We start from the raw sequence: 25,878 nt of genomic DNA on the forward strand, positions 1-25,878 counted from the left end.
TTATTAATTATTAAGTTAGTTAATTAGAATGAAAACCAAAAAAATATGTTCCACTATGAAAATTAAATCAGTCGTTATTATCAAAACACTCGTCAGTATCGGTCTATTAGTATGGGTATTCACTCGGATAGATTTCAATCAAGCATGGAATCAGTTTAAACATCTCTCTTTGCCCTTTATCATCTTTGCCTTGCTCTTTTACACAGGTTGTCAATGGTTGAGTTGCTGGCGCTGGCTAGTGGTTCTCAATTCTAGCGGTCATTCAGCTCCAATGAGTAGTCTGCTTAGCAGCTATTTTGCTGGTATGTTTCTGAATATTTTTCTCCCAGGCGCTCTTGGTGGGGATGCTTATCGAGTGTATCGGGTTGCCAAACACACCAAAGACTCAGAGGTAGCACTTGTATCTGTATTTTTAGAACGATTTACAGGTTTAGCAGCTTTATCAGCTTTAGCTTTAATTGGTCTAGCTCCTGCTTTTAAACTAGTAGCACGTTGGGATATTATTCTACTCTTTCTCATCTGTGTAGGAAGCCTAGTAGGAGCAGTTTTGCTGATATCAAGTCCTCAGTTGTTGATTTGGGCGGAACCTTGGCTGATAAAGTTTCGCCTTAGCGCTATAGCTGCTCGTTTTGCCAAAATTCAAATCCTGTTACGAACATTTGCCCAACACCGCCAAGCTTTAATTGTATCAATGGGTCTTTCACTATTACTACAGTTAGCTATAGTTGCTTATCACTATTTCATAGCCCAACAACTAAAAATTCCCATTTCTTATTTACAACTTTTAGTATTTATTCCCATCATCGTGGTAGTTACTTTACTTCCTATATCTTTGGGAGGACTGGGTCTAAAAGAAGGTTTATGGGTGTATCTATTCAGTCGGGTTGGTTTGACTGCAGAACAAGCCCTACTATTATCTGTGACGATTACTGCGTTAAGTTGGCTGTTGAGTTTGCCAGGGGCTATCATTTTGCTTTTGGATTCTACGGGATTTCAATTGGTAATACAAGGGAAACAAGGAAAGTAGGTAGTAGATAAGGAGGAAATTTCGATGAAATGGTGGGTTAAAAGGCAATTATTAATAACTAAGGTACTATTGTTACCACTAACGACGATCGCAGCGATCGCAATGACAACCATCTTGACCAATGCATTGACTAAAAACAGCATTCACCAGTCGCCAATGAAGTTTGTGCAGTGCCAAAGTGAGCAATCTGAAACTTTCTTATCTGGGAAAACAGACTTTTGGTGTGAATCCAGCGATTTGATGGCGAACGTTTTTTACCGACGCTTGTCGGCTTTAGATAATGAGCTTGCACCCAGTGGCGCTAACGGTGTAAACGCCCAGTGGGAATCTAAACAGACTCAGCAATGGTACATTGAAGCACAGCGTCATGGTGAAGAATTAATCATCGGTGGGCTGATTAAAAACGATTCAAAAGCGGTTGAGGCGGGATTTAGGATGTTTGATTGGGGATTTGCCAAGCAGGCTAGTGATGGAAGTTTTTCGGGAACTGGCGATCCCTTTCATAGCACCTCTATGTTTGTGCAAGCGGTGTCTCGCACACTTCTGGTCATACAGCAATCTCCACATTCAAAACAGTACGCCGATAAGGTAGCGCATTACACACCTCTATTGCATCGTGCAGCGCGATGGATGATTTCCGACAATGCCTGGAGAAGAGGAATAAACAATAATAAACCCTACACCCATCGCCGTTATATAGTTGCCACAGCTTTGGGACTTACGGGCAAACTCACTGGTGACCAAGTACTCATTAACTACGCCCGCAAATCTATTCAGGATGGCTTATCTCTACAACGAGAAGACGGCGTTAACCCAGAAAAAGGTGGTCATGATAGCAGTTACCAGATGGTAGGTGTGGTTTATGCTCAGCGGTGGTTAACCTACTTTCCAAATGACTCACTGACGCCCAAAGTCAAAGCGATGATTGAGCGATCGCTCGATTGGGAACATACAAAAATATTCCCGACAGGCGAAATTAGCAACAAGGGCAATACTCGCACTGGTGGACAGGAAAGAGGAAGGAGTGGCAAGGTTAAAAAGGTAGACCACAGGAGTGTATACCGTGGATTTGCTTATTTGACTTGTGTTACTGGCAACAATAAATGGGAAGCGATCGCTCGGCAAGTCGCACAGTACTACTATAATCTGCCAAAGAAATCTTAAAAAAACATTAAGTATATTTACTTATCTATCTATTGGATGAAGCATGGAGATATAAAAAGCCATTAAAGAAACATGGATAATGTACACATTTTTTCCAAAGCTCCAGAATTTCAACCTAACATCCATGAAGCCAAGCTTGCGGAGCTTCTGGATTGGTGCCAACTCGTGCAAGATTATCTAAACTCCGGGCAGACTGAGGATGCAAAGTTCTTCTTGGCGCAAGCGATCGCTGACGCTAAAAGACCAGTTGACTCATCCCGGCGTGTTTCTCCTCCCTAGTTGCAACTACAGTATTGAAACGAGAGGGAATAAGACTAGCAACTGACAGTATTTTGGGAAACCTTCCCAAAACTAAATCCTCAGCTAAGGATTAACTTCGGAAGAGTGTAGGCTTGCTAAAAATGAACACTCTTAATTGAGGCAGAATACCAAGACATTGAAAAGACTGTCTATTCTTAGACAGTCTTCAAACAACTTGAGTTGCGATACCTACTTAAATAGGTAGCCCTCTTAAGAGGGCATCGCATCCTTACTTATAGCGATAATCAAGCCTCAACACAACCTCGAAAACCTCACATCACAAAACTCCTCAAGCTTTGGCTCAACTCCAACACCATTAACAGTCCTAGGGAGCTTGCAATTTCAGTTACGAGCAAGCAAATTTGCTGTGCCTTCCACTTGAATCAAAAAATGTTCATTCTCTGGAGGGAAGGAAAAAAATTATGCTACGTAGTTCCCCCGACTTCTGCCTTCTAGAGCCGCTTTAATTTCTGGAATCATGCGCTTGATTTCCAGAAGGAGTACCCCTTTATTAGAGCCGCTAGCTACCACGAACAACATAGCATCCGTACTACAGGTAGTTACGATACTTAACCCTTGATTGCTTTCAACGTAGATTTGTTCGACAAACCCCTGGTTGAACTCAGTTGCAATTGTCTCTGCTACAGTTGACATTGTGGCAGATATAGCAGATACGGTCTCCTGTTCCGCTCCTTCACTAGGTAAATGAGATGCCAGGGGCAAACCTTGTGCTGAAACAATCATGGCACCTTGAACGTTGCTCACAGAAGTCACAAAGTTTTGCAGAATTGTATTTAGTTTGTTTGTGTTAATGACCATTGTTGCAATTCTTCACCTATCTTTCCAGAAATGACTCAATCAAACCCAGCTAAAACTTTCAGGTTTTTATCACCTATTCCAGCGCGTACCAGCAGAGTTCCCCCAACTATTTCCACCATCTAGAACGCTTCTAAGTTCTGGAATGATGCGATTAATCTCCTGAAGTAAAACCCCTTGTTTGAGACCTTCAGTAGCTAGCACAAACAACACAGTACCCTCATCACAGGCGGTGAGGATGCTAAAGCCGCGATTACTTTCAACGTAGATACGTTCTACAACGCCCTGATTGAACATAGATGAGACCCGCTCAGCCATAGATGACACTGTAGCGGACATGGCTGATACTCTCTCATCTTGAACTTCATTTGATAAGTAAGATGCCAGTGGCAGACCATCTGAGGAAGTAATAACGGCACCTTGAACTTTGCTTACAGAACTCACAAAGTTTTGCAGAATTATGGATAGCTTATCAATATCAATTGCCATTGTCGAAACTCCTTATCTTTCCATCGCGAGAATCCTAAGTCATCTGATTTCAAACAGGCGTGAACTCAAATTCTGTTTGTAGACCTGCTTGTTCAGCCACTGCGATTTGCCGCCCTTGGTGACGTTTTTGCAGGATCTGATCAATAAAGCCACCGAGTATACCAAGCGTAAATGGGCACAAACGCTCTGAATTGGCGTTCTCACCACACATTTCCAATGGCTCAACTATCGTTACCCGAATAAAGCCTTCTTGTTGAGTGACTTCATCAATTACACAGAGTCGTGTTCCTTCCATGCCTAAACTTTTATTCAGTTTCTTCAGTACAGTGGTCAGATCTTGTGTTTCCGCTGTTGCTCCCAGCATAGTGGCAATTTTCTTGCCGTATGCACGACCTGCCGTACTGATAATTATTGCCGCCGCCTTTTTACCCATGTTCTCTTCTATACCGTCCAACAACGCTTTAAAGTCTATTACATTCACAAAATCCCCAAGCATGGGTCTGAGAGTATTAGAAGTTGCCATCATTTTGTTTGACATTGCCTCATTTAGTTTTTCTAGTCTAGTTTGGGTTCGAGCAAAAGCAACCGAGACGCGCGCATTTTGCACGCGTAAGTCCTATCCTTAATTCGGCAGCCCCGACCTCTCGTCTGCTATGCTGCTATGCTTCCCCACGAATTTATTTATTCGGGGGATTTAATAAAGTGCAAACTTTATTATTTGTCGATCTAATTAAATACATTCGGCTTTTAACCGTATGGCAGAGCTTATTTGGACTGGCTTTTGTATTAAAGCTTACAATATTACAGAGCTGCACCCCGCAGTATGTCTCATGCCTTTCTTCAGGAAAAATCACATCCCATCCGTTAATAATTTGGGTATTGCATGAAACAATGATGAAAAAGTCATGAGAAAAACTTCATAATGTATAAAGCTTTTTTGATGTGTCAATGATTATCATCATGGTGACTGTGTGACATCAAATCGGCAATTTAAAAATTTACACGACATTGCCCTTAATCCCCCCGATGTATTAGGGGGAAACAAGAAAAAATCGGTTCCCGGACCAATACATCAGTCTGGGTTAGGGAGGGGGAAAAAATATTTGATAGATCAATCATGACTTTTCAAACATCCTCTAAGCTGATGTCATTCAAAGTCCGACTCTCCTCAACAACTCTAGTTAATCTCTCCGCGTCACCGCGTCCTCAAGTCTCCGTGTCGGCTAGCTTTTACGACTTCTTAGTGCCATTCGGGTTATATCCCCTTAATAAATTAGTCCTTGCCTTGCGGACTTCGTTTGTATAGCCGCGATTTCCAATCGCAGGGGATTTGGTATTTAGATGTTGTGAGAAATCCAGGTCATGCGATTTAGGACGGGCATCCCTGCCCGTCCCACAAAATGGGGGATTTTGCCGCTATACTTTTATGCTCGCAGTGCGACCTCAGTTTCCACTGATTCTTGGGAAAGAGTTGTAGGAACGTGTTCTATTTCCACTTGCACCCATTCAGAGTATACATCTTCCACAAATCTGCTGCGCTCGGGGCTTCCGTTAACGATCTCTCGGACTTTTAGAGTTGTTACGTAAACTCCATGTAGGACTTCATGTCCGTAACCAACGACTTGACCAACTAGCCCAGTGATTTGATGGCGTGCATAGTCTCCAATCTCTAACATTGTCATGACTCCCTGACTAGATAGACTTAACGATTTGTTTTTACTTTTGGTACAGAATATCAGCTATCGGTTGAACAGTTATCATTTGAGGCAGTGAAATGATTGCGGCTTCCTTCATAAATTTATTAAGGAATGCTGGTTCAAGTGATAACTGAGCGTTAATTAAGCAACAACCTGAGGTGTTCTCGCTTGTGTGGTTACAACTTCAGGCAACAGATGAGTATAAAGATGAGTTAATCTGGAGGCAACACTTTGCCAGCTGAAAGCAATTTCTACACGCTGTCTACCCGCTTCACCAAGCCGATCCCGCCATTCTGGATTGGTTAGAATGCGGTCAATAGCTAGGGCAAAAGCATCTTCATCTTTGGGAGGAGCAAGCAATCCTGTCACCTCAGGTACCACTGTAAATTGCAATCCACCTACATCACTTGCCACCACTGGAGTTCGGCTAGCCATCGCTTCAATGGTCACTAAACCGAAAGGTTCGTAGTGACTGGGGACTACACACACATCAGCAGCAGCGTAGTAAGAGGGTAGAACAGTCTCATCAAGCCGACCTGGAAAGGCTGTGCAATTGTCTAATCCAAGTTCAGATACAATGCTGGCAATGCGATCGCGCTCGATGCCATCACTATAACCGGGACGGCTACCACCCCCAATAATTAACTGTAGGTTAGCCACAGAGTGCAAACTCGACTTTGCAAAAGCTCTGACAAGTGTTTCAATGCCCTTACGTTTATCAAAGCGACCAACGTAGAGCACCACCTTCGCATCAGGAGCAATGCCCAATGCTTGACGTGCTGTAGCCCGTTGAATCGATCCAAATTTATCAATATCCGTACCGCAAGGAATGACTTCTATGCGTCCAAGAGTGGAAACTAGCTTCCGCATATGTTCCTGTTCTTGAGGACTGGTAGCAACAACTCGCTCTACGTTCTCCAGACAATTTTTTTCAACATCCAGTCGGATACTAGCTATTGCTGGTAGGTCAGAAACAGTGCTGTACTTCACCGCTCCTAAGGAATGGTATGTATGCACTTGAATCAATGGTTGGCGCTTTTTCAGTTCCATACCCACCCAGGAAGACAACCAATAGTGAGTGTGAACAAGAGGATACTGAAAACCTTGCTTCTGCTGGAATGCTTGAAACTCTGCGATAAATTCAGGTAGATGCTCCAGTAGGCTATCCCGACCTATAAACTCCATTGGACCTGCCGTCAACCGAATTGTTCGACAGTTAGTTCCATGTTGTATAATAGCAGCCTGCTCGGAACTACTGCGGCGAGTGAACATATCCACCTGCCAACCTTCCTGAGCTAACGCATAACCTACCTGACGGACATAGACGTTTTGTCCGCCAGCCTCTTCTTGTCCTATTTCTGCAGCCGGATCTCCATCCACAGAAATCAAAGCGATGCGATGTTTTTTTGTCAGTAGCATAGTTAAACTTCACCACATGGCAATCTATCCTGCCTCAGATACCTAAGTTGAGGTAGTGTGACTCCTCCCCAAAGCTAAGGGCAGGTACAACGAAGCGCACAGATACCAGCCAAGGATACCGACGAGAACAAGGCATTACTTGTTAAGAATGCTGCTCGTTCAGTCTCTTCTCAATGCCGACGAAGTTAGCTGACGGGCTAGGACTGAGAGATGTCCCTCTTTCGTAAGGATTCAGTAGGTCGGATGAAGTGTGAAAGGCAAGTTCTCATTTATCCTCGATACTTGATTCCTTATCCTTTTAAAAGATTAGCCCCAAGGTTGGTTCCTCCGCTCCAGGCTTACCTCAGGGAACACTGTGTCTAAGGCAAACCGTGAATTAGGCAGACTGATTTAGATATGTTAAGAATCTAACGCGTAACCACCGTCTAAGTCAACCTTTTTTAAGAATGACTTCCTCTAGCAACAAGCATTGCTATACTCCAAACCGTTTTATTGCAAGCTGTATAATTCTGAATATAACTGTTTAACAAGGCTAGCTTGGTACAACAAGTTATACATAAACGATCATTAAGTACAACTACCATCTAAGATATATCCCTCGTAGAAATAAATTGCAAACGCTTAACATAAGTTAGCATAGGTATATATTATTTTTATAAATAAAATTATATGAATTACTTTCTCATCCGTTTTGTTGTAGCAAACATTCAAATTTTTCTATCTTTAGGGAGAGACTCAAAAAAGGGAGTAGGGAGTAAGGAGTAGGTATCGAAGGTTAAGAAATTAGAATTACCCAATCCCTAACCCGCTAGAGCGTCAGTCCACTAATCCCAAAAACCCGGTTTCTTCGAGTTGAGCAAACGAGATATCAAGCTTTCTAAGAGAGAGAAACCGGGTTTTTTGCCCCCTTTTGAAATACTGTACCGACGCTCTGGTTTCCAAACCCTAAACCTGAATGCGAACCTTATGGAAGCGATTTCCGATCGCAAGCCCTTCCGAGTCTTCAAACTCCAGTATTTGTCCAGTGCAAGTCACTTCTTTATCATCAACCCAAGCTTGTTGTGGTTTGATTCCATGTAGATGCAGGCTGACTGATATAAAGGCGAAAGGATATTTCCCTTCTTCTGTCCAAGTGATTTCTAGATTGTTCTCAGAACGTGTCATACAAAACTTATCCAGCCTTGATTCTCCATAGCCATCACCTGCATCAGAGTAGAGAAGAGTCTCACTGTTTCCTTCTACAGGCGGGTAAATATGAAGAATTAGTTGCTTTTTTTCCTCCATTGGTAAAATACTTCCTGCTAAAACCAACAGGGGAATTTGCTCTAGGGGTGCTTCAATTGTGACTTGTTGGGAACCTTTCAGAACTGCATCATTCCAAAAATTATACCAATGACCTTTGGGTAAAATAACCTGTCGCGATCGCGCCCTTTCTTCCACAATCGGACAAACGAGTAATGCATCACCCAAGAAGAAAGCATCTTCCACAGACCAGAGTGCAGGTTCATCTGTTGCAGACCAAAAAACAGGACGCACGGGAGGATAACCTTTTTGTGTGGCTTCCCAAGACAAGGTATAGAAATAGGGAAGCAATCGGTAACGAAGTTCTAAAAATTGCCGAATAATACTTAAATAAGGTTCCCCATAAGTCCAAGGTGTGCGGTGTTCCACATTATTAGAAGAGTGGGTGCGGTAGAACGTGAAAAAGGTAGCCATTTGGAACCATCGCAAGTAAAGTTCAGCACTAGGATTACCCTGAAAACCACCGATATCAGGTCCACTGTAGGGAATACCAGAAAGCCCCAAACCTACTACTGTTGCTATAGTTGTACGCAAGGCAACCCAGGTACACTCTACATCACCCGTCCAAGTCCAGGCGTAGCGTTGAAGACCAGCCCATCCTGCACGAGAAACAAGAAAAGGGCGTTGTTGGGGATGGTATTGACACAGACTGTCGTATGCTGCTTTTGCCTGTAGTAACCCGTAGACATTGTGCGCTTCGCGATGATCCCCGCCCCTGCCTTCCATATAATGCTGCGTTACCTTAGGAAGTGAGCGATCGCCCCAAGCAATAAAAGCAGCTGGTTCATTCATATCATGCCAGAAACCTGCAACTCCCACATCTAGCAGATACTGATATTGCCGACTCCACCATCCACGAACCTTAGGGTTAGTAAAATCTGGGAATACACACCAACCAGGCCAAACAGGTGCAACAACAAGTTTACCATTGGGGAGTTTGCAAAAGCCATCCAGTATTTGACCTTCTAGAAATAAATTACTGTGACGGCTGTACTTAATCCCTGGATTGAGAATTGCAATAAACTGCACCCCAAGTTCTTTGAGTTCTTGTGTAAAACTTCCTAATTTAGGAAAGCGATCGGGATCGATAGTAAATGCTCTGTTACCAACTTGACAATCGATATCTAAATGAATAGCACTTAAAGGTAAATTGCGATCTTGAAATGCTTGGGCTTCTTCTCGGATCTTTTCTTCTGTACGATATCCCCATTTAGATTGGTGATAACCCAAAGCCCAAAGAGGAGGTAAAGCTGCGCGTCCAGTTAACTCTGTATAGCGTTCTAAAAGTTGAGCGGGTACGCCATAAGTAAAATAATAACGCAGCGATCCCCCTTCAAAATCAGCAACAGCAGTTTCCCCAAAGGTAAAATTAGCATCAAAAGAGTTTTCATAAAAAATCAAATAACTGCCAGAAGAATATAAGCTCAAATACACGGGAATACACAAATACATTGGATCTGAACCAGGACCATACATACCTGCAGCATCATAGTTCCACATCCGATATGTTTTTGGTTGTTGTTTCTCATCTTTAGCAGCACGTAAGTTAAGAGAAGAAAACCTTTCCCCAAGCCCATATATTTGTTCTTCTTGTCGCAGTTTTGCTTGATGTAACCATCCTTCACTTTTACGAGAGGGAGGCAATTCTTCACGTAACGTTTGTCCTGAAGAATCGCAAAACTTTAGACTACCATCTTCTTGGACAAAAACTTTTAGCTTAGCACTGGATATAGAGAAACCATTTTCTATCTCTTCCAATTGAGTTTTAACTTCCTGCCAATCTTGTTGGACAATAGCATAAGAAATAGGTGGTATTCCAGGTTTCCAGTCAACTCTAACAAAATCTTCAGTAAGAAAACAAATCTGTAATTCTGCCAGTTCAAAATAGAAATTAGCACCTCTTTCTGTAAGTTCAGTACGAATGATTTTTCCAGGTTGGTTAAATCCTTTTTCTGTAGAACGCTTAAAAAATTTGCGTTCTATATTGTCTCTTTTGCGAGAATAAAGAAGTGCATGAGGCGTGTATTTGAAGTAAAAGAGGGAACCCCAAAAGAATTTTATTTTTAGGTGAATTTCTTTAAGACTGTTCATCATAGAATTTCGGTATTGAGGGGAGTTCCGTAAACAATTAAGAACTTAAAGATAACAAAAATACTCTGTCAGATGTATCTGCTTGAGGAGTGAAAATTTAGCGCAACAAAGGCTTGAGATCACCGACTTCTTAAAGAAGTCGGGGATCTCAACGACCTAACCCTCTGAATTTATGCTAAAATGCCAATTGCTTGGCTCACATCAGTGGGTGTTTGGTATTGCTGATTGGGCAAATGCTTAAAAGCCCGAAGAACTCCTTAATCAACGCCTTTTTCCTCAGCATAAATAATTAAGTCTTTCTTGCTCGACGGGTATTGAACTTCATTCAAGTGTTTCTGTAGCTGTACGTGATTTACTCTATATATTTTTAATGACATCTATCCTAAGATAGAAATTAGAGATTTGAGCGTTTTTATTAAATGCGATCGCCGTAAGCGCTTTGCTACTACAACCAAAGATTAATTCGACTTTATCGTAAATCTTTGTAAAGGCGGTTCGAGCATCGCATCGGTAAGGAAGCGATTGCTTTCGCACCATCGCACCCTTTGGTTATGCCGCACTCCCATGAGCGAGTGCCACTTTTGAGATTACAATGTAACTGTCATTCAACACATTGCTATACGGAATTCAGATATTGAAAAATATAATGCCGACTAAAGAGCAGCGCAAAAAACTACGAGATGCTTTGATCGGAGCTTTTCCGGAAAAATCATCGCTTGAGCAATTGTTATATTTCGAGCTAGATAGAAATCTAAATCAGATTACTAAAGATAGTAATTTAGAAGTTATTGTCTTTGAATTAATCAGAACAGCAGAAACTCAAGGATGGTTTGAAGAGCTAATTCTTGCGGCAAAGAATTCCAACTCTGGAAACCTACTCTTGCAAGAGATCGCCACTGAATTGCTAGCAGATAATCCAACCCCTAGTACAAGCAATAACAAGCCTTCAGTGAATACCAACCCGCCTAATAATCCGCCTGCTCAACCTGTAAGCCAAGTATTTCAAATGAGCAATCGGAATCGGTATCAAGTGACAAATCAATGGGGTGGTTCGTCTGCCCCGTGGCAAGATGCGGGTACATGGGTGATTGGTTCCCGTACTGACCAGCAAGTCGTCGCGATCGAAGTGAAGTCTAACGATGGCGGACAAACCCTCAATGGCACCATGACTTACTCTGATGAGGGACCGATTGGCTTTCGGGCTACCCGCTTTGGTAGTAATAATGATTACAAGGTCGAAAACCAGTGGGGGGGAGATGCAGCTCCTTGGAATGATGGGGGTATATGGGTAATCGGTTCCCGTACTAACCAGCAAGTCGTCGCGATTGATGTGAAATCTAACGATGGCGGACAAACTCTTAATGGCACCATAACTTACTCTGGTGAGGGACCGATTAGTTTTAACGGTCAGAGGGAGCGGATCTAGCGGTTGGGTGAGAGCAAAGTGGAGTCTGGAAACAGACGATCAAAACTTTCTCTGGAATCATAGATTGTACATTTGTAGATTTGGATAAGGTGCGATTCGTTGACAGCTAAATACATAAGCTGGACCAGGATGAAAAACCTCAGTGGAGGATTCCTGAACTTTCGGTCAAAGATGTAGGTGAGAACCCTACCCGCCAGACTCAGGCGTGAATCCCGATCTGCCCACAGTGACCAAACTCGGAATTTTGGAGGCTGAAGCTGGGAACAGGACGCAACCAGACAACCGTTGCGGGTTGACACTGGCGTTAATGGGGGGCAATCCTAAGGTGAAAATAGAACCTAAAAAAGCAACCTAAAATCAAGCGGGGCGCAACTGATAAAGCCCGACTTAACTGAGGCATAATTCCCGCCGCAAGTCTTATCATTAACGGCACGAGTCCGGGGAACTCAGTGGTTGAAATGGTTACACCTACGGGGCAAAATATCAGACCGGAGGAACGAATAAAAACGGATTGGGAGTCAAGGATAGGTCGAACCCTTGTAGGCGAGACGAGACGCGGAAATCTCCCAATACGGGTAGGACAACCCGTAATTGGGTTGAGGTATTCAGAGTAAACAAATTGGAGTAGCACATGATTAGACACAGTAGCAATATTAGTGAATCCTGGAAGAGGTTGCCGTGGAAGAAATTCCGCCAAAACTTATTCCGTCTACAAAAAAGAGTTTATAAAGCCGTTTGTGTTGGTGATTTGCGGAAAGCGCGGTCTCTACAGAAACTGATTCTGAAGTCCACCTCAGCAATTATGCTGGCAATCCGACAAGTATCCCAGCTTAACGCGGGGAAAAAGACACCGGGGGTTGACGGGATAGCAAAGCTCTCATTCGAGCAACGCTTTCAACTTGCAGAGGAGTTAAGGAAATCCGGGAAACAGTGGCAACACCAAGGTCTGCGTGAAATTCCCATTCCAAAGAAGAACGGCAAAACCAGGATTCTTAAAGTACCCACAATGAGCGATCGCGCTTGGCAATGTCTGGTGAAATACGCTCTAGAGGCTGCCCACGAAGCCACATTCCACGCTCACAGCTACGGGTTCAGGACAGGAAGATCGACGCATGATGCACAGAAATTCATGTTCTACCACCTGCGGTCACAAAGCAATGGGATAGAAAAGAGAGTCATAGAATTAGACATCAAAAAGTGCTTTGACAGGATAAGCCACAGCGCAATCATGGACAGACTCATTGCCCCAAAAAGCATAAAACTCGGTATATTCCGATGCCTCAAGGCAGGGGTCAACCCAGAATTCCCGGAACAGGGAACACCGCAAGGTGGCGTTGTCAGCCCACTTTTGGCAAACATCTCCTTAAACGGGATTGAGGAAATCCACAAGTCTGTACGATATGCAGATGACATGGTAATAATACTCAAACCACAGGATGAGGCAGACAAGATACTCGGAAAGATTAGCCAGTTCCTTGCTGATAGAGGGATGGAGATTAGTGAAGAAAAGACCAAACTGACCAAAGCGACAGATGGATTTGACTTCTTAGGCTGGCACTTTAAAGTGCAAAGCAACGGAAAATTCAGAAGTTATCCTTCAGAGGACAATTTCAAAGCTTTCCGGAAGAAGGTTAAAGCCATAATCAACAACTCAAACTATGGTGCTACTGTGAAAGCAATCAAGCTTGCACCTGTGGTCAGAGGTTGGAGGAACTACCACCGCTACTGCAAGATGGATGGATCGAAATTCTCGCTATATCACATCGCAAACAGGGCATATAAGGTATTCAACAAGGAATCAAAGCAGAACCGCTACTCTAGCAAGAAATTACTAGATAAAGCGTTCCCTTCAGTCCCTTACTCCGAAAATAACCATGTCATAGTCAAACGGAATAAATCCCCATTCGACGGTGACTTAGTCTACTGGAGCGATCGCAATAGTAAGCTATACGATGGTGAAACCTCTGCTGCCCTAAAACGGCAGAACCATACCTGTGCCGCCTGTGGAATGAAATTTCTGTCTGATGAGAGGGTTCACCTACATCATATAGATGGGAATCACAGTAATTGGCGGAAAAATAATCTGGCAGCAATCCATGAAAGCTGTCACGATTATATACACATGGGGCAAAAGTCAAAACACTAAGAATATCGAGAGCCGGATGTAGCGAAAGTTACACGTCCGGATCTAAATGGGAGGGGCGAGGTGTAATAGCCTCCCTCGACCCAACCTACTATTTCTATATCGTCACTTAAAGTGCAAAATCGTGGTTCTGCTTGCACCTATGAGAATATGGGTTTGTACATTTGTTGTTTTGTGCCAATCATATTTATATCCATTATCATGTAGCGCTTATGCACATTAGTATTGCGGACGACCTCAAAAAACAATTCCATGCAGCTTGCGCTATTCGTGGCTTGAAAATGAGTCAAGTCGTAGCAGAGTTAATCGAGCAATGGTTAAAAGCCAACAATGCGCCCGCATCTGGTGGTGAATCTATGACAACAGACAAAGCCACTCAGTAATTTGTCATTTATAGTTGTACTTTTAACTACGAATTCTTCTGTCATGGCATTGGGAGCCCCAGCCACAACAATTTCACTCGTTGTAGTAAAAATATAAGGGATTCATAAATATGAGTTTATCCGGTCCACAACGTAGAGAACTACAAGACGCTTTAATTGATGCTTTCCCTGATACAGCATCCCTGGAGCGAATGTTAGCATATGAATTAGATAAAAATCTCAAAGCTATTGCTGGTGAAGGAAGTTTACAAGATATTGTTTTTAAATTAATACAAACAGCAAATGCTCAGGGATGGGTTGAAGATTTAGTTCGTGCTGCATATAATTCAAACCCAGGAAACGAAAGACTGCGGGCTATTGCTGAAGGACTGCCAAATCGCGCTCCTCTAACACCTCCTAACATTCCCCAAAGACAAAGCAATCAGCCACAAAAAATATTAATCCTAGCAGCAATTCCCCACGGCTTACGTTTGGATAAAGAAATTCGCTCAATAGAAGAAGCGATACGACGAGCTACCAATCGAGATTTATTTGAAATCAAGATAAGAACTGCTGTACGCCCAGCTGATATTCGCAGAGCAATTGCAGAAGAACAGCCATCTATTGTGCATTTTTGCGGACATGGTTTGGAAGATGGCAGTTTGCTTTTAGAGGATGATGGGGGTAATGATAAGCCAGTAGCACCATCCGGTTTAGCATCTTTATTTAAATTGCACTCCGATTATGTGAAATGCGTACTGCTTAACGCTTGTCATTCAGAAAAACCTGCTGTCGCTATTAGCCAATACATTGATTATGCGATCGGTATGAATAACCCAATCCAAGACGGTGCAGCGATTGAGTTTGCTAAAGGGTTTTATGATGGACTGGGTTATAAAATTTCCAATAATCAAGATGTGTTTCAACGCGCCTTTGATGAAGGTATGGTTGCTATTGAGATGGAAAGCCTTTCACAAGGGTCAATACCAGTTTTGAAAAAACGATAAGACTAGTCGAATTCAAAAGCAAAACTACAAGCAATATCAGCAGATAGCAGCAGCAGAAATAGCCGACACCGTTTACGTTTGCTGCTGCATCTTACTTGATAGGTGCAGCAGTATCGCTACTTGTTGCTTACTTGTTTTATTTAATTTTTGAGCGACCATTCATGTCTAACTTTGCGAAAAAGCACAAAGTGAAACATGCGTGACTAATCCTTGTAATTGCAGCAGGTTTTAGATTAATAGATTGTAGTACGGGCATCTTGCCCGTCTGTGTGGGTGGGAGAGGGACGGGCGAGGACGCCCGTACCACAAGAAAATGCTGTGGTTCTAGACCTTGAAAACTGCTGTCTATTTTGCTGTTATGCAAGACAGAACTTTACAGATTAACCCAATCCACCTGTTGCGCTTCAATAATATTAGGAACTTCCAAACGGTTCCTCATTCGGTAAAGCACTTTTTCAGGTACTACGGCGTTGCGAACGCGATTTCTGTGCAACAACTCATCCCAAGGCGCTTCCAAGTAAACAATGCGAACCCTTGCTTGATAGCTAGAAAACAGGCGAATCAACATCCCGCGTAACTGGCGGCTGAGGTTCGTTGCATTCCACACAAAAGATTGTCCCGATCGCAAATATTCTTTAGCGATCGCTTTTGCTTGATTGGCGACAACACCTTGGTCATCTTCTGGATCAACACCCATTGTCTTTCGCAATTCATCCAAAGAAATCACTTGCGAGTCTACCAAATTTTCCTGAATCCAAGTATCCTTACCAGAACCAGGCAATCCTGACATGAGAACAACCTGAAAGCGAGTATCATCATAAGCGTCATAATCCGGGTAGCTATTCTCTTTTTGAAAATAAACAAACCGACTGTGAGCCGATGAAAACAATCGCGGATGCTCCAAGCACATATTTTCCTGACAAAATTCGCGGAAGAACTCAATACGCTCAAACAACTGCACTTGGTCATTGCAGTAACGCCCCCGAACATCAGCTTCAGCAAGCATTGCCAGCATATCGCAGCGTATAATTTGACTGACTTTGATAACAGACAGTTCTGGATTGGGCTTATCCCAAAACCACAAAGGCAAACTACCAAATTTCACCAAAGCAACAATTGCTTCCCGTTCTCTCAAAGGAACATTCAAATTCCAGAGAATCTCTTGTGCCATTTTTGCTCCTTGTAGGACATGACCTTTAGAGGAGATAGCACCATCTTCTTCTATTTGAGTCGCAGCCGGTTTTGCAACATCATGTAACAAAGCAGCCGCAAATAGAACCGAGCGTTCCTTTGGAGGTAGCGATGCTGCAAAGCAGCCGCTACGCGAACGCCATTGAGGTAAGTCAACCAATGCTTTACATACTAAACGTGTATGTATCAAAACATTACCCTCAGCATGGTAGCGGGGGTCTTGAGGACAGTCAGCCAGAGCACTGAGCCAGTCAAACTCAGATTCCAGCGCCGACCAATTGATTGACCAGTTCGTTTCCTCAGGACAGTGAGGAAACGACCAAGATATTGAAGAAACAGAGGTATTCATGATTGGAACAAATCGACATCAGGACGCAGAATATTAGGTATAATGGGGCGGTTGAGCCAATGCCCATCTGATTGCTGGATAGTTGTTAAAAAGCTCGAACGAACGTACTTATAGCGAGCAGTTACCATAGCTCCCAGTTCGACCTTGATGTACAAACCTTCCATAAGATTTGTTTGGTCAGTTTGTTTGAGAGAACGTTCCACATCCAATCCCCGTTCCTGACAAAGTTCCTGAAAGCGTTCTAAATGATTGGGAGTTTGGTAATGAGAATTGCCCAGCAATCCTATCAGTTGTTTGTAAGATAAGAGTTCCCCAACAAACAGCACGGGTACAGAAACCAAAGGTAACCCAACCAATAACTGCTTGCGGCTAGACGTACTAAGAAATAGTTGCTTTTCTAAATCCAGCACATCGTACTCAAGAAAGTAATGAGGTAAAGCGTCGTAAAACACAGTGTGCTTGGCGTAAAGCCATTCACCAAACAAAATATAACGAGTTCCCAACACCTGCCAAAAAGCAACAGCATGGGTATTTGCCCACTGTTTGAACAGATTAAAGTGCTTTTCCCTCTGTCCCCCCGTGAGATAATGTCCCCGACTTTGCAATTGAATTTCACCATCAGCACCAAAACTAATAGCAGCATTTGCCCCATCCACTTTTTCTTCGACGACTACATACTGCTGTTGTATGGCACTAAAAGGAATGCTATCAAGGTCTTCATCTCCAGGTTGCGATCGCGAACCCTCAATATGATGGGTACGCGGATATTTGTAAATTTGTTTTGTCATTTCTCTACCTTGGCAACGGTAATCTTCAGCGAACAGTTATTAGTACGTGACCACATTGATTGTGAGGGGCTGCTAGATCCCCGACTTCTTGAAGAAGTCGGGGATCGGAACTAACTTAAGAACCCAAACAACACTGTGCCACGCAAATAGATTTGTAGGGCTAGATTGATAACTGAAGTGAGATTTGAGACTACATATGCCGTTACCGCAAATTTCCAAGAGGTAGATATTTTTATATTATTTACTTCACTATCTTAAAGGAATTTTTCGGACTTTCACCGGTCACTGGTCACTGGTCACTGGTCACTGTTGACAGCAACTCCAACACCTTAGAGCGTAAAGGCTCATCCTCTGGAAGTGCTCTCAGTTCATCAATTGCTTGTTGTCGAACTTTCCCCTTACCCAAAATTCTTAACCAAAGTGTTTTTTTTGTTTCAGGTAACTCGTCAATAGCCACTATTGCTGACCGAAAAGATTTCGCCAAAAAGTATACCCCAGGTGACCAATACCTCTTCTTAGGTGTAGCCCTAAATCCTTCTATCAACTCAGAAGAAGCCGTTGGTGTCAGAACCCACAGTCTGGGTAAATTAGTTTCTTCAACCCGTTGCTGGTTTTGGCTAGGCTGGTGCTCAAGTTTATCAAGCATCTTTAACAACTTCAGCAGAGAGTTAGAAACATCCATCTCATCCGGTTCATCGCGGAAAGTTTCAAAAATTGCAGCCTTAGAAGCAAATCGACCCAATAAGCCCAACTTTGTAACATCTGCCACAGGTGGTGATTCATGAGGTACAAACCAAACATCTATCTCCACATACTCTGACAATCGGCGAGCAATCTGTATCGAACCCAGAGGCTGCAATAACTCCTTGAGATAGCTTTTGACAAATTGGTCGTAGGAAGAGCGCGTCATATCAAATTCAGATAAACACTGATTTATTTATTAGGTTAGTAGTTGCGCTGTCTTCGCATGCGTCGCAACTACAAGCAATCAGCCGGACATTATACCATTAAATACGGTTTACTTGGTAGTCAAACATACTTCTGAAGCGTTTTTTCCAACTGCTGCACCGAGCTTCTAGGAGAAGGACGAGGTAAAAGCTCCTCTCTCCCCTCTTCCTCAGCGCCCTCTGCGCCTCTGCGGTTTACAAAAAAAAGTACCGGCACCTCATATTGATAAGCTTGAAACCAATCATCACGAGTCGTAATATCCCGAATTTCCAACTGTAGAGACGCAATACTTTGCATCTCCACAATTTGTTCCAACTTTTCTTGCAAACCCTCACACAAATGGCATCCCGGCTTGCTGTACAAAATTAATCGCATTGCCTCAATTAAACTGATACGCTCTCCTATCTTACAGCCCAGCAATCAATTGTTGCATCCTCTCTAAACCACTAGCGTCATTTCGCTGATTGTAGATTTTTGCAGCCTGCTCAAAAGCTTGCTTAGCTTCAGATGCTTTTTTCAAAGCCAACAAAGAATTCCCCTTGTTTTCAAACGCTTCTGCATACTTGGGATTGCGTTCGATCGCGCGATCGCAATCCTTAATTGCATCATCATACTTCTTCCGAGCAAAGCGGGCAACACTTCGTTGATAATACGCTTCAGTATAATCACTATCTAGCTCGATAGCCCGATCGAAATCTTTGGTTGCATCCCTGTAATCTTCCAAAGCTTGGCGAGTCAGCCCCCGGTTGAAATACGCCCAAGCCCAATTTTTAGAATTATCAATAGCTTTGTCAAAATCTTTAATTGCTGCAGTGTAGTTTTTCAGGGCATACTGAGCCACACCTCTGTTATTATATGCCTCAAATAATTTAGGATTTAGGCGAATAGCCTCAGATGCATCCGTGATCGCCGCCGCATAATCTTTCTGAATGCGGTAAATTGTTGCTCGCCCGCTATATGCATCGGCATATTTAGGATTTAAAGCGATCGCTTTGTTAAAATCAGACAAAGCGGCTGGGTAATCTTTTTGGTCGAGGCGCGTTAATCCCCGACTGTTGTATGCTCTAGCATACTTGGGGTCAACTTCTATGGCTTTATTATAATCGGCGATCGCACCCTCATCGTCTGCCAAACTGCTCCTAGAAAGACCGCGACTGGTGTAAGCTTCCGCAAATTTAGGATTGACTTCAATTGCGCGATTGTAGTAAGCGATCGCATTCTTATAATCGCTCTTTTTATACCGATTATCTCCCCATCTTGTAAAATCAGGAGCTTCTGCAATAAAACCGTCACTTGGTAACTGAGCAGTATCTAAATCAGCACCCCTGAGATCCGCATCAAGCAGAGTTGCGCCCCTAAAATTCACCCCCGCCAGTTGTGCGCCACTCAAGTCAGAGTTATCAAGATTGGCATACTGCAAGTTACTTCCTTGCAAGTTGGCATTACTCAAATCCGCACGGCGGAAGTTGGCATAACTGAGATTAGCATTTTTCAACTGTACGCCTCTCAAGTTAACACTCTCCAAGTTTGCCCGATTGAGGTTAACACCATTGAGAGACACACCAATAAGATTCACATTTCTCAAATCTACGCCACTCAAGTTCACCCCATCAAAACTAACCCCATTGAGGTTGACATTATCCAACCGCACACCCCGAAGATCCGCGTTAGTGAGAGTCACTCGACTAAGATTGACACCACTGAGATCGGCTTTGCTTAAATTTGTATTGCTTAAATTAGCATTTCTGAGGTCTGCACCACTTAAGTTAGCACCACTGAGATCGGCATTACTTAAATTAGCACCACTCAAGTCAGTGCGAGATAGATTTGCTCGGGAGAAATTAGCACTTTTTAACTCAGTATCTCTCAAATCAGCACCACTTAAGTTTGTACCACTTAAGTCTGTACTTGTTAAATTAGCATCATAGAGGTCAGCACGAACGAGATTTTTCCGGCTGAAGTTAGTGTAGCTGAGATCGCATTTAGAACATCTGTTAGTTTCCGTTAGCTGTTTAACGTGTTCTGGTTTTTCAGCATAACTGGGAACCGCTACTAATATTGGGGCAAAGAACGCGATAGTAGCGAAAACCTTTTTAATACTTTTTTTATAGGGAGTCGTTGATGTAAACATTACCATGACTTGCGCTTAACCAGGATAATACCTGACTGACTTAGCTAGATACCGATGTATCTGAAAAGCTATTTCCCCTAAGAGATGCTTCTCTAGATCAGTTTGTTCCCAATCACCAGTCCCTTAAAATTTTGTTTCCAAATGTAAAACCCCTCTCATTTTTTGGAGGGGCTTTTGTAAAGTTTTTTATGAAATTTTAAATTTTTTGCCCTAGAAGAGGCTCATGATAGTAATAATTCCAGCACTTGTCAGCACAACCAAAGCTCCCATTGCAACTGATACACCAACTGGATTTGGAGTTTTTGAATCCTTCATTTTTTTAAACCTTTGCTTCTAAGATATTTTTTTAAAGATATCAGTACTGCCACATAAATTAAATCAAATCATGCTAAAACTTAAAAAACGTTTACTTAAGTTAATAAAATCTTCAGTTTTTGCTAATACTATGATGAGTAGAAGGTAGTAGGCGCATTCACTTATTCACAAAACTCTGCAATCACCTGAGCTTTAACTTTATCCAGGGGAAAACTCTGGGGATAGGTCGAAAACATTAACATAATGCCTTGCAGGGTGGAGGAAAAGTAGAGCGATCGCAGGCGAGGATTTTCTACCCCAAGCTTGCGAAAAATCTCAGTCTGCACTTCAAACTGTCTGGCTTGTTCATCCATCAATTTTTGGCTGTATTTTGCCACAATTGGATCGAGTTTCGGTTGGGTGAATAGATTGAGGTAAAATCGAAACACTTCCGGTTTGCGACACACATCCTCTAACGCTCCTTCCGCAATATGCTGGATTTGTTCTGCAGGCGTTGGCTTTGCTACTGCTGCATTCATGACTTCTAACACATCATTGATACGCATATCAACGATCGCCGCTAGCAAATCTTCTTTGCCCTTGAAGTAATGATATAGCAATCCTTTGGAGATTTGCGCTTGCTTGGCAACATCCTCAATCGACGTTGAGTGATAGCCCTTCTCACAGAATAAACTCATTGCCGTTTTGAGAATTTGCTCAGTGGTGGCGCGGCGGATGCGATCGTTTTCGGCTGGGGTGCGAGGCATTCTTGTTACTTGCTCAGAAAGTCGGTAATTACAGCAATTTTCAGATTAATACACTACAACTACATATTGTGGGGTGGGTGTCCTCGCCCGCCCTCTGAGGAATGTACGGGCGTCCCCGCCCGTACCACAAGAACAGGGTAACGGGCTTGCCACTCTGCTAGACCGAGGTCATGCCCGGAATGCGGTGCTATAATTGCAGCCACACGACCTTTCTGCTCGATCGCAGCAAAATCCTCTTCAGACATCCTCATTGGTGGGCTAACTACAGCTAGAGTCTTCTCGTCAAGGAGAACAGCGAAAGCGTTAACTTGGTTGTAACCAGGAACACTATACTCAGATCTCCATACATCCGTGCCTTGAACTAATTCTTGCCAAACCATAAATTCCTCCTTTGCGATCGCGCAACGTTGTTTTACTCCTGTGAAGCAACACAAGCGATCGCTTTTGCCTTGAATTTCATGGTGTAAGTTCATATTCCTACCACTACACCTGAATGGCATAGGCAGCAGAACATATGCAAAGGTAAGCTGCACTTTGAATGTGAATCACTGCCATATTATATAGTCTAATTTATGACTGAATAATTAGTCAATAAAAGAAATTTGGTTTGCTAGAGTCATATCTTAACCGGATTGGTCATTCTAAATGACACTAGTTTTCAATTGGGTGCAATAGTTGAGGAAGCGCACCTTGTACCGGATAAACGCGGATGTGTACCTAATTCAATTGCAATCTGCTATGGTTAGTGGTAGTGCTCTATCCTGGTATGAGAATAAAGTTAGGAGATACAGGCATGAATCAACTAACAGTAGAACTACCCTCAAACATTTCTATTGAGGAAGCACGATTAGTGCTATCCGGTAAACCTTGCTCTCGATATGGGCAACTCATCACAGATTGCACCAGTTTTAAGCCCTATCTTAATCGCCTATCCTAGTATTTAGAATTTTCAATTAATCCCGAAAGCTATGAGCATCATTATTCCAGATGAAGTATTGCAAACAACCCAAATGTCTGAGCTTGAGTTATTGACTGAAATTGCAGTGATGCTCTTTCAAAAGGAAAAATTTACTTTAGGTCAAGCAAGTCGTTTTGCGAAAATGAATCAACTCCAGTTTCAACGCTTACTTGCAAGTCGCCAAATTCCTCTCCATTACGATATTGCCGAACTCAGAGAGGATGTAAAAAGTTTGGAAGCAAATAATTGGCGATGATTGTAGTTAGCGACACATCACCTATTAGTAATTTGGCTGCTATCGGTCAATTAGAATTATTGCAACAACTTTACAGTAGTGTAATTATTCCTACAGCAGTTTATCAGGAAATTCTCAATTCTGGCGAGACAGACCCTGCTGTTTTGGCGATTCAAACTGTAAACTGGATTGAAACTCGTTCTGTTGCCAATATTACTTTGCTTCAAACTTTACAAAATAATTTAGACATTGGTGAAGCAGAAGCTATTACCCTTGCTATCGAATTAAATGCCGATCGCCTGATTGTAGATGAACGAAGAGGTAGAAATGAAGCAATTAGGTTGGGTCTTCGGGTAACTGGAATATTGGGGATATTGCTAGCAGCAAAACAACAGGGATTAATTCCGTTGATACAGCCACTATTAGACGATTTGATTGCTAACGACTTCTGGATTCGGGAACAATTGTACGCAGAGCTATTACAATTAGCCGGAGAGTGATGCTGATCGCTCCTGTGTTGGTGGAAAGAATGCGTTCGGCTCCATACCCAGTAAGGTTGTTTGTTCCTCTTCTGCTCTCAGACAAGCGTACTTCTGCGTCCATCTGCGGTTAATTATTCATTGTTTTTCAACTTTTGCAAAAAGTCCAATGAAATCGACAATTTAGAATTTTCCAGGTTTTCCCGCTTTTAAGCTGATTCACACACAAATCAGAGGATTTTCTCAAGTTGAATCAAGTTGAAATCTGCATATATTTTTTCTGGATAGCTGCATTTTCTATCTGGTTACGAAATGTATCAAGCATCCCTATAACTTCTAAGTGTAACTCTATATATTCACCCTTATCAAACGACGAATAATTACCATGTGCAATTTCGTTTCTTGTCTTTAAAAGTTTAGTATCAATTAGCACTGATTTAGTAGAGTAGAGTGAAAAGTCTATTCCAAGAATATAAGTTATTTCTTTTAAAATTTCCGAAGATAGATTTGATGCAGTCGATATAACATCTTTAGGTAAAATACATCTTTGATTTAATTCCGACACAAAGAAGTCACAAACAGGTATATACAATGATGGCTTATTTGTTTCTTTTGCTTCCTTAAGTTTATCTTTCATTGCCAAAGCTAAAAAATTAGTAGAAAGTTCCTTATAGGTAAGCTTTTTTGAGCTTACATATTCTAAATAAGAGTTTGCTGCTAATTTAACAAAACCTTCCCAGTGGGAATAGAGCATACATATTCCACTCCGGAGTAATACTTTATGTCTTTGGTCAGAAACATTTTTCGCTTCTACCAAAGATTTGATTTCTGAAAGTTCTTTCTTTCGCCAAGCAAGGTCAGTAGACAGCTTATCACTTAATTGTTCAGCAGTTCGGATGCTCATAAAGGTGAAAATACTTTTCTACCAAGTGGAATAAGATAGGGTAAACGTCTTGCCGCATTCACTCCTGCTCCTGACCATTTTTGATATGTTGGGTTTGACCAAATATTTTTTATCCGCTCAGATATTTGGTCTGTTGGAGGTACATTTTGATAATTGTATCCAATTCCTAGTGCTATTACCTCATATGCAGATAATAAAAATCCTCCAAGGAATCTATCATTCTCAGATTTATATCGTTTGAAGCTATTATCTCCCATAACTTCATTAAGAATATTGAATGTCACATCAAATGCTCTCTCTATATGACTGCCATCCCAATCTTTTTCAAAAGCCATGTCACGCATTCTATCTGTTAAAAAAACGCTTACATCTCCACCCAAAGTTTGAATGCTGTTATCATCTTTATCAAATAGAAGAATAAAACGTAATACTAGTTCCATATCATACTGTTCTTCATAAAGTCTATCACTCAAAGCAATGCAGCTTTTAAACGCCTCACGATCTGCAAGTGAACGCATCAATTTATATAAATCTTTATCCAACATCAACAAAATGCAATTTCTTACTTCTTGTGGTGTTGCAATTGAGCCTCCTGTATTTAGTCGTTGAAACAGCTCGTATTTAATCATTGGATCGCTTTCTTTTTCAACAATATTGACTGCGATTTTTGCTCGCTTTATCAATAAACGTTGTGCCTGAGTTAAAGAGTTTTCTTTATCGTCTGGATCGTCCCACTTTTTCCCTGCTAAGGAAGGTAAATATGTGGTTTTTTGTAAAGCAAACAAAAGTTTATTTCGTTTTTGAGCAGATGAGATATCTTGTTCTTGAATATCGGGTTTAAAGATACCCACAAATTCATATATAGTTGACAGTCTCTGTAAGCCATCGATAACATCCCAAATACCATCATCTCTTTGGCTAACAAAAATTGGCGGAATCGGTATGCCTAAAAGAATTGATTCTATAAAAGTTGATTTTTGATGATCTGACCAACGAAAAAACCTTTGAAAATCTGGATGAATATCGATTTCATTGTTCTCATAAAGACTAATCCACTCGCCAATAGACATTGAGTAGCCATCTGTCCGAATTTCTTGCCTTGTTTTGTCAATCTCTTCTTGTAGAGACATGGGTTAAAATATTATAGGTGTTGTTAAGTTAACTATTCTTGCAGAACTGCAATATTTAGATATTTTATCGCGAATTGAGTGCTAGAGCGCCGGTACAGTAGTCAAAAAGGGGGCAAAAAACCCGCTTTCTCTCTGTGGTCAAGCTTGATATGTCGTATGCTCAACGATAAAGTTACCGGGTTTTTGGAATTACTGTATCAATGCTCTAGAAATTAGAATAGCTCAGTCAATAGTTGATTTTACTCTGTATAATGACCATAGCTGTTATTAGTACTTGTTTTGGGTAACGGAATGGCACTCATGCAGATGTATAACATAATAAAATCCAGTTCATTACCCACACTTACCTTTTAAGGGTTTCGCCAAGTCCTCATTTTTTGTTAGTTATTTTCAATAATCTAAAACTATTGAGAATAAGGCTATAGAAAAACAACGCTGTTTCGTAGTTTGAGAACTTCCCG

27 protein-coding genes and 1 riboswitch are annotated in these 25,878 nt (G+C 42.0%); of the genes, 10 read left to right on the top strand and 17 right to left on the bottom strand.

Annotation, left to right across the window (positions count from 1 at the left end; all coding sequences use genetic code 11):
• The first annotated feature begins 55 nt into the window (after positions 1 to 55).
• The 3 genes from WA1_RS02285 (at position 56) to WA1_RS02295 (ending at position 2,470) form a co-directional block, all read left to right on the top strand.
• Entirely contained in the window at positions 56 to 1,027 is a 972-nt protein-coding gene (locus WA1_RS02285; RefSeq protein ID WP_026134435.1) for a lysylphosphatidylglycerol synthase transmembrane domain-containing protein, read from the top strand.
• Between the two features lie 24 nt (positions 1,028 to 1,051).
• Entirely contained in the window at positions 1,052 to 2,191 is a 1,140-nt protein-coding gene (locus WA1_RS02290) for a hypothetical protein (RefSeq protein WP_017741284.1), read from the top strand.
• Between the two features lie 72 nt (positions 2,192 to 2,263).
• The gene (locus tag WA1_RS02295; RefSeq protein WP_017741285.1) at positions 2,264 to 2,470 is read left to right on the top strand and encodes a hypothetical protein; all 207 of its coding nucleotides are present in this window, start codon (positions 2,264 to 2,266) and stop codon (positions 2,468 to 2,470) included.
• Positions 2,471 to 2,911: 441 nt separating this feature from the next.
• Here WA1_RS02295 and WA1_RS02300 read toward each other — a convergent pair whose 3' ends face one another.
• The 8 genes from WA1_RS02300 to WA1_RS02330 form a co-directional block, all read right to left on the bottom strand.
• The gene (locus tag WA1_RS02300) at positions 2,912 to 3,310 is read right to left on the bottom strand and encodes a roadblock/LC7 domain-containing protein (protein ID WP_017741286.1); all 399 of its coding nucleotides are present in this window, start codon (positions 3,308 to 3,310) and stop codon (positions 2,912 to 2,914) included.
• Positions 3,311 to 3,379: 69 nt separating this feature from the next.
• On the bottom strand, positions 3,380 to 3,796 hold the full coding sequence (locus tag WA1_RS02305) for a roadblock/LC7 domain-containing protein (RefSeq protein WP_017741287.1): 417 nt from the start codon (positions 3,794 to 3,796) through the stop codon (positions 3,380 to 3,382).
• 49 nt (positions 3,797 to 3,845) lie between these two features.
• Positions 3,846 to 4,403 (bottom strand): hypothetical protein, encoded by a 558-nt coding sequence (locus tag WA1_RS02310; protein WP_017741288.1) that lies wholly within the window; start codon positions 4,401 to 4,403, stop codon positions 3,846 to 3,848.
• An 817-nt stretch (positions 4,404 to 5,220) separates the two neighbouring features.
• Positions 5,221 to 5,478, bottom strand: coding sequence for a hypothetical protein (locus WA1_RS02315; protein ID WP_272819050.1), 258 nt, complete (start codon positions 5,476 to 5,478; stop codon positions 5,221 to 5,223).
• A gap of 156 nt (positions 5,479 to 5,634) precedes the next feature.
• Positions 5,635 to 6,912, bottom strand: coding sequence for a glycosyltransferase (locus tag WA1_RS02320; RefSeq protein WP_017741290.1), 1,278 nt, complete (start codon positions 6,910 to 6,912; stop codon positions 5,635 to 5,637).
• A gap of 159 nt (positions 6,913 to 7,071) precedes the next feature.
• Positions 7,072 to 7,272: riboswitch (cyclic di-AMP (ydaO/yuaA leader) on the bottom strand.
• Between the two features lie 585 nt (positions 7,273 to 7,857).
• Positions 7,858 to 10,308 carry a glycoside hydrolase family 31 protein gene (locus WA1_RS02325; protein WP_419183582.1) on the bottom strand — a complete coding sequence of 817 codons (2,451 nt, stop codon included), beginning with the start codon at positions 10,306 to 10,308 and terminating at the stop codon, positions 7,858 to 7,860.
• Positions 10,309 to 10,562: 254 nt separating this feature from the next.
• Positions 10,563 to 10,682, bottom strand: a complete 120-nt coding sequence (locus WA1_RS62055; protein WP_473163453.1) for a DUF2795 domain-containing protein — start codon at positions 10,680 to 10,682, stop codon at positions 10,563 to 10,565.
• A complete protein-coding gene (locus WA1_RS02330) occupies positions 10,663 to 10,842 on the bottom strand; it encodes a hypothetical protein (RefSeq protein WP_017741292.1) in 180 nt (59 codons plus the stop codon). The genes WA1_RS62055 and WA1_RS02330 overlap by 20 nt, the downstream gene beginning before the upstream one ends.
• A gap of 109 nt (positions 10,843 to 10,951) precedes the next feature.
• On the opposite strand from WA1_RS02330, the gene WA1_RS59295 reads away from it, so the two are divergent.
• The 4 genes from WA1_RS59295 to WA1_RS02345 all read left to right on the top strand — a co-directional run bounded on the left by WA1_RS59295 (position 10,952) and on the right by WA1_RS02345 (position 15,243).
• A complete protein-coding gene (locus WA1_RS59295) occupies positions 10,952 to 11,731 on the top strand; it encodes a lectin OAA family protein (RefSeq protein WP_017741293.1) in 780 nt (259 codons plus the stop codon).
• Positions 11,732 to 12,362: 631 nt separating this feature from the next.
• Positions 12,363 to 13,877, top strand: coding sequence for a group II intron reverse transcriptase/maturase (locus tag WA1_RS02340; RefSeq protein ID WP_017741294.1), 1,515 nt, complete (start codon positions 12,363 to 12,365; stop codon positions 13,875 to 13,877).
• Between the two features lie 209 nt (positions 13,878 to 14,086).
• Entirely contained in the window at positions 14,087 to 14,257 is a 171-nt protein-coding gene (locus WA1_RS54545) for a plasmid partition protein ParG (protein ID WP_017741295.1), read from the top strand.
• A gap of 110 nt (positions 14,258 to 14,367) precedes the next feature.
• Positions 14,368 to 15,243 carry an effector-associated domain EAD1-containing protein gene (locus tag WA1_RS02345; RefSeq protein WP_017741296.1) on the top strand — a complete coding sequence of 292 codons (876 nt, stop codon included), beginning with the start codon at positions 14,368 to 14,370 and terminating at the stop codon, positions 15,241 to 15,243.
• Positions 15,244 to 15,616: 373 nt separating this feature from the next.
• On the opposite strand, the gene WA1_RS02350 is transcribed toward WA1_RS02345, so the two are convergent.
• The 7 genes from WA1_RS02350 to WA1_RS02380 all read right to left on the bottom strand — a co-directional run bounded on the left by WA1_RS02350 (position 15,617) and on the right by WA1_RS02380 (position 22,184).
• Positions 15,617 to 16,783, bottom strand: coding sequence for an AAA family ATPase (locus WA1_RS02350; protein WP_017741297.1), 1,167 nt, complete (start codon positions 16,781 to 16,783; stop codon positions 15,617 to 15,619).
• Positions 16,780 to 17,571, bottom strand: a complete 792-nt coding sequence (locus tag WA1_RS02355) for an RNA ligase family protein (protein ID WP_017741298.1) — start codon at positions 17,569 to 17,571, stop codon at positions 16,780 to 16,782. The genes WA1_RS02350 and WA1_RS02355 overlap by 4 nt, the downstream gene beginning before the upstream one ends.
• Before the next feature lie 289 nt (positions 17,572 to 17,860).
• The gene (locus WA1_RS02360) at positions 17,861 to 18,481 is read right to left on the bottom strand and encodes a hypothetical protein (RefSeq protein ID WP_017741299.1); all 621 of its coding nucleotides are present in this window, start codon (positions 18,479 to 18,481) and stop codon (positions 17,861 to 17,863) included.
• 119 nt (positions 18,482 to 18,600) lie between these two features.
• The gene (locus WA1_RS02365; RefSeq protein ID WP_017741300.1) at positions 18,601 to 18,894 is read right to left on the bottom strand and encodes a glutaredoxin family protein; all 294 of its coding nucleotides are present in this window, start codon (positions 18,892 to 18,894) and stop codon (positions 18,601 to 18,603) included.
• Between the two features lie 31 nt (positions 18,895 to 18,925).
• Complete coding sequence (locus WA1_RS02370; protein WP_017741301.1) at positions 18,926 to 20,650, bottom strand: pentapeptide repeat-containing protein; 1,725 nt, start codon at positions 20,648 to 20,650, stop codon at positions 18,926 to 18,928.
• A gap of 476 nt (positions 20,651 to 21,126) precedes the next feature.
• Positions 21,127 to 21,711, bottom strand: a complete 585-nt coding sequence (locus tag WA1_RS02375) for a TetR/AcrR family transcriptional regulator (protein WP_017741303.1) — start codon at positions 21,709 to 21,711, stop codon at positions 21,127 to 21,129.
• Positions 21,712 to 21,770: 59 nt separating this feature from the next.
• Positions 21,771 to 22,184: a hypothetical protein gene (locus WA1_RS02380; protein ID WP_017741304.1), complete on the bottom strand. Its 414-nt coding sequence runs from the start codon at positions 22,182 to 22,184 to the stop codon at positions 21,771 to 21,773.
• Between the two features lie 320 nt (positions 22,185 to 22,504).
• Between WA1_RS02380 and WA1_RS56550 the strand changes: the two genes are divergently transcribed.
• From WA1_RS56550 to WA1_RS02390, 3 genes are read left to right on the top strand one after another with little or no spacing between them, the layout of a single operon-like run.
• Complete coding sequence (locus tag WA1_RS56550) at positions 22,505 to 22,648, top strand: hypothetical protein (RefSeq protein ID WP_158516586.1); 144 nt, start codon at positions 22,505 to 22,507, stop codon at positions 22,646 to 22,648.
• Positions 22,649 to 22,679: 31 nt separating this feature from the next.
• On the top strand, positions 22,680 to 22,925 hold the full coding sequence (locus WA1_RS02385) for a UPF0175 family protein (protein WP_017741305.1): 246 nt from the start codon (positions 22,680 to 22,682) through the stop codon (positions 22,923 to 22,925).
• The gene (locus tag WA1_RS02390; protein ID WP_017741306.1) at positions 22,922 to 23,404 is read left to right on the top strand and encodes a PIN domain-containing protein; all 483 of its coding nucleotides are present in this window, start codon (positions 22,922 to 22,924) and stop codon (positions 23,402 to 23,404) included. The genes WA1_RS02385 and WA1_RS02390 overlap by 4 nt, the downstream gene beginning before the upstream one ends.
• Before the next feature lie 232 nt (positions 23,405 to 23,636).
• On the opposite strand, the gene WA1_RS02395 is transcribed toward WA1_RS02390, so the two are convergent.
• Both WA1_RS02395 and WA1_RS02400 read right to left on the bottom strand, forming a co-directional pair.
• Positions 23,637 to 24,287 (bottom strand): MAE_28990/MAE_18760 family HEPN-like nuclease, encoded by a 651-nt coding sequence (locus WA1_RS02395; protein ID WP_017741307.1) that lies wholly within the window; start codon positions 24,285 to 24,287, stop codon positions 23,637 to 23,639.
• On the bottom strand, positions 24,284 to 25,417 hold the full coding sequence (locus tag WA1_RS02400) for a DUF262 domain-containing protein (protein WP_017741308.1): 1,134 nt from the start codon (positions 25,415 to 25,417) through the stop codon (positions 24,284 to 24,286). Before WA1_RS02400 ends, WA1_RS02395 begins: the two co-directional genes overlap by 4 nt.
• Positions 25,418 to 25,878 lie beyond the last annotated feature (461 nt).

Source organism: Scytonema hofmannii PCC 7110, from assembly GCF_000346485.2.
GTDB lineage: Bacteria > Cyanobacteriota > Cyanobacteriia > Cyanobacteriales > Nostocaceae > Scytonema > Scytonema hofmannii.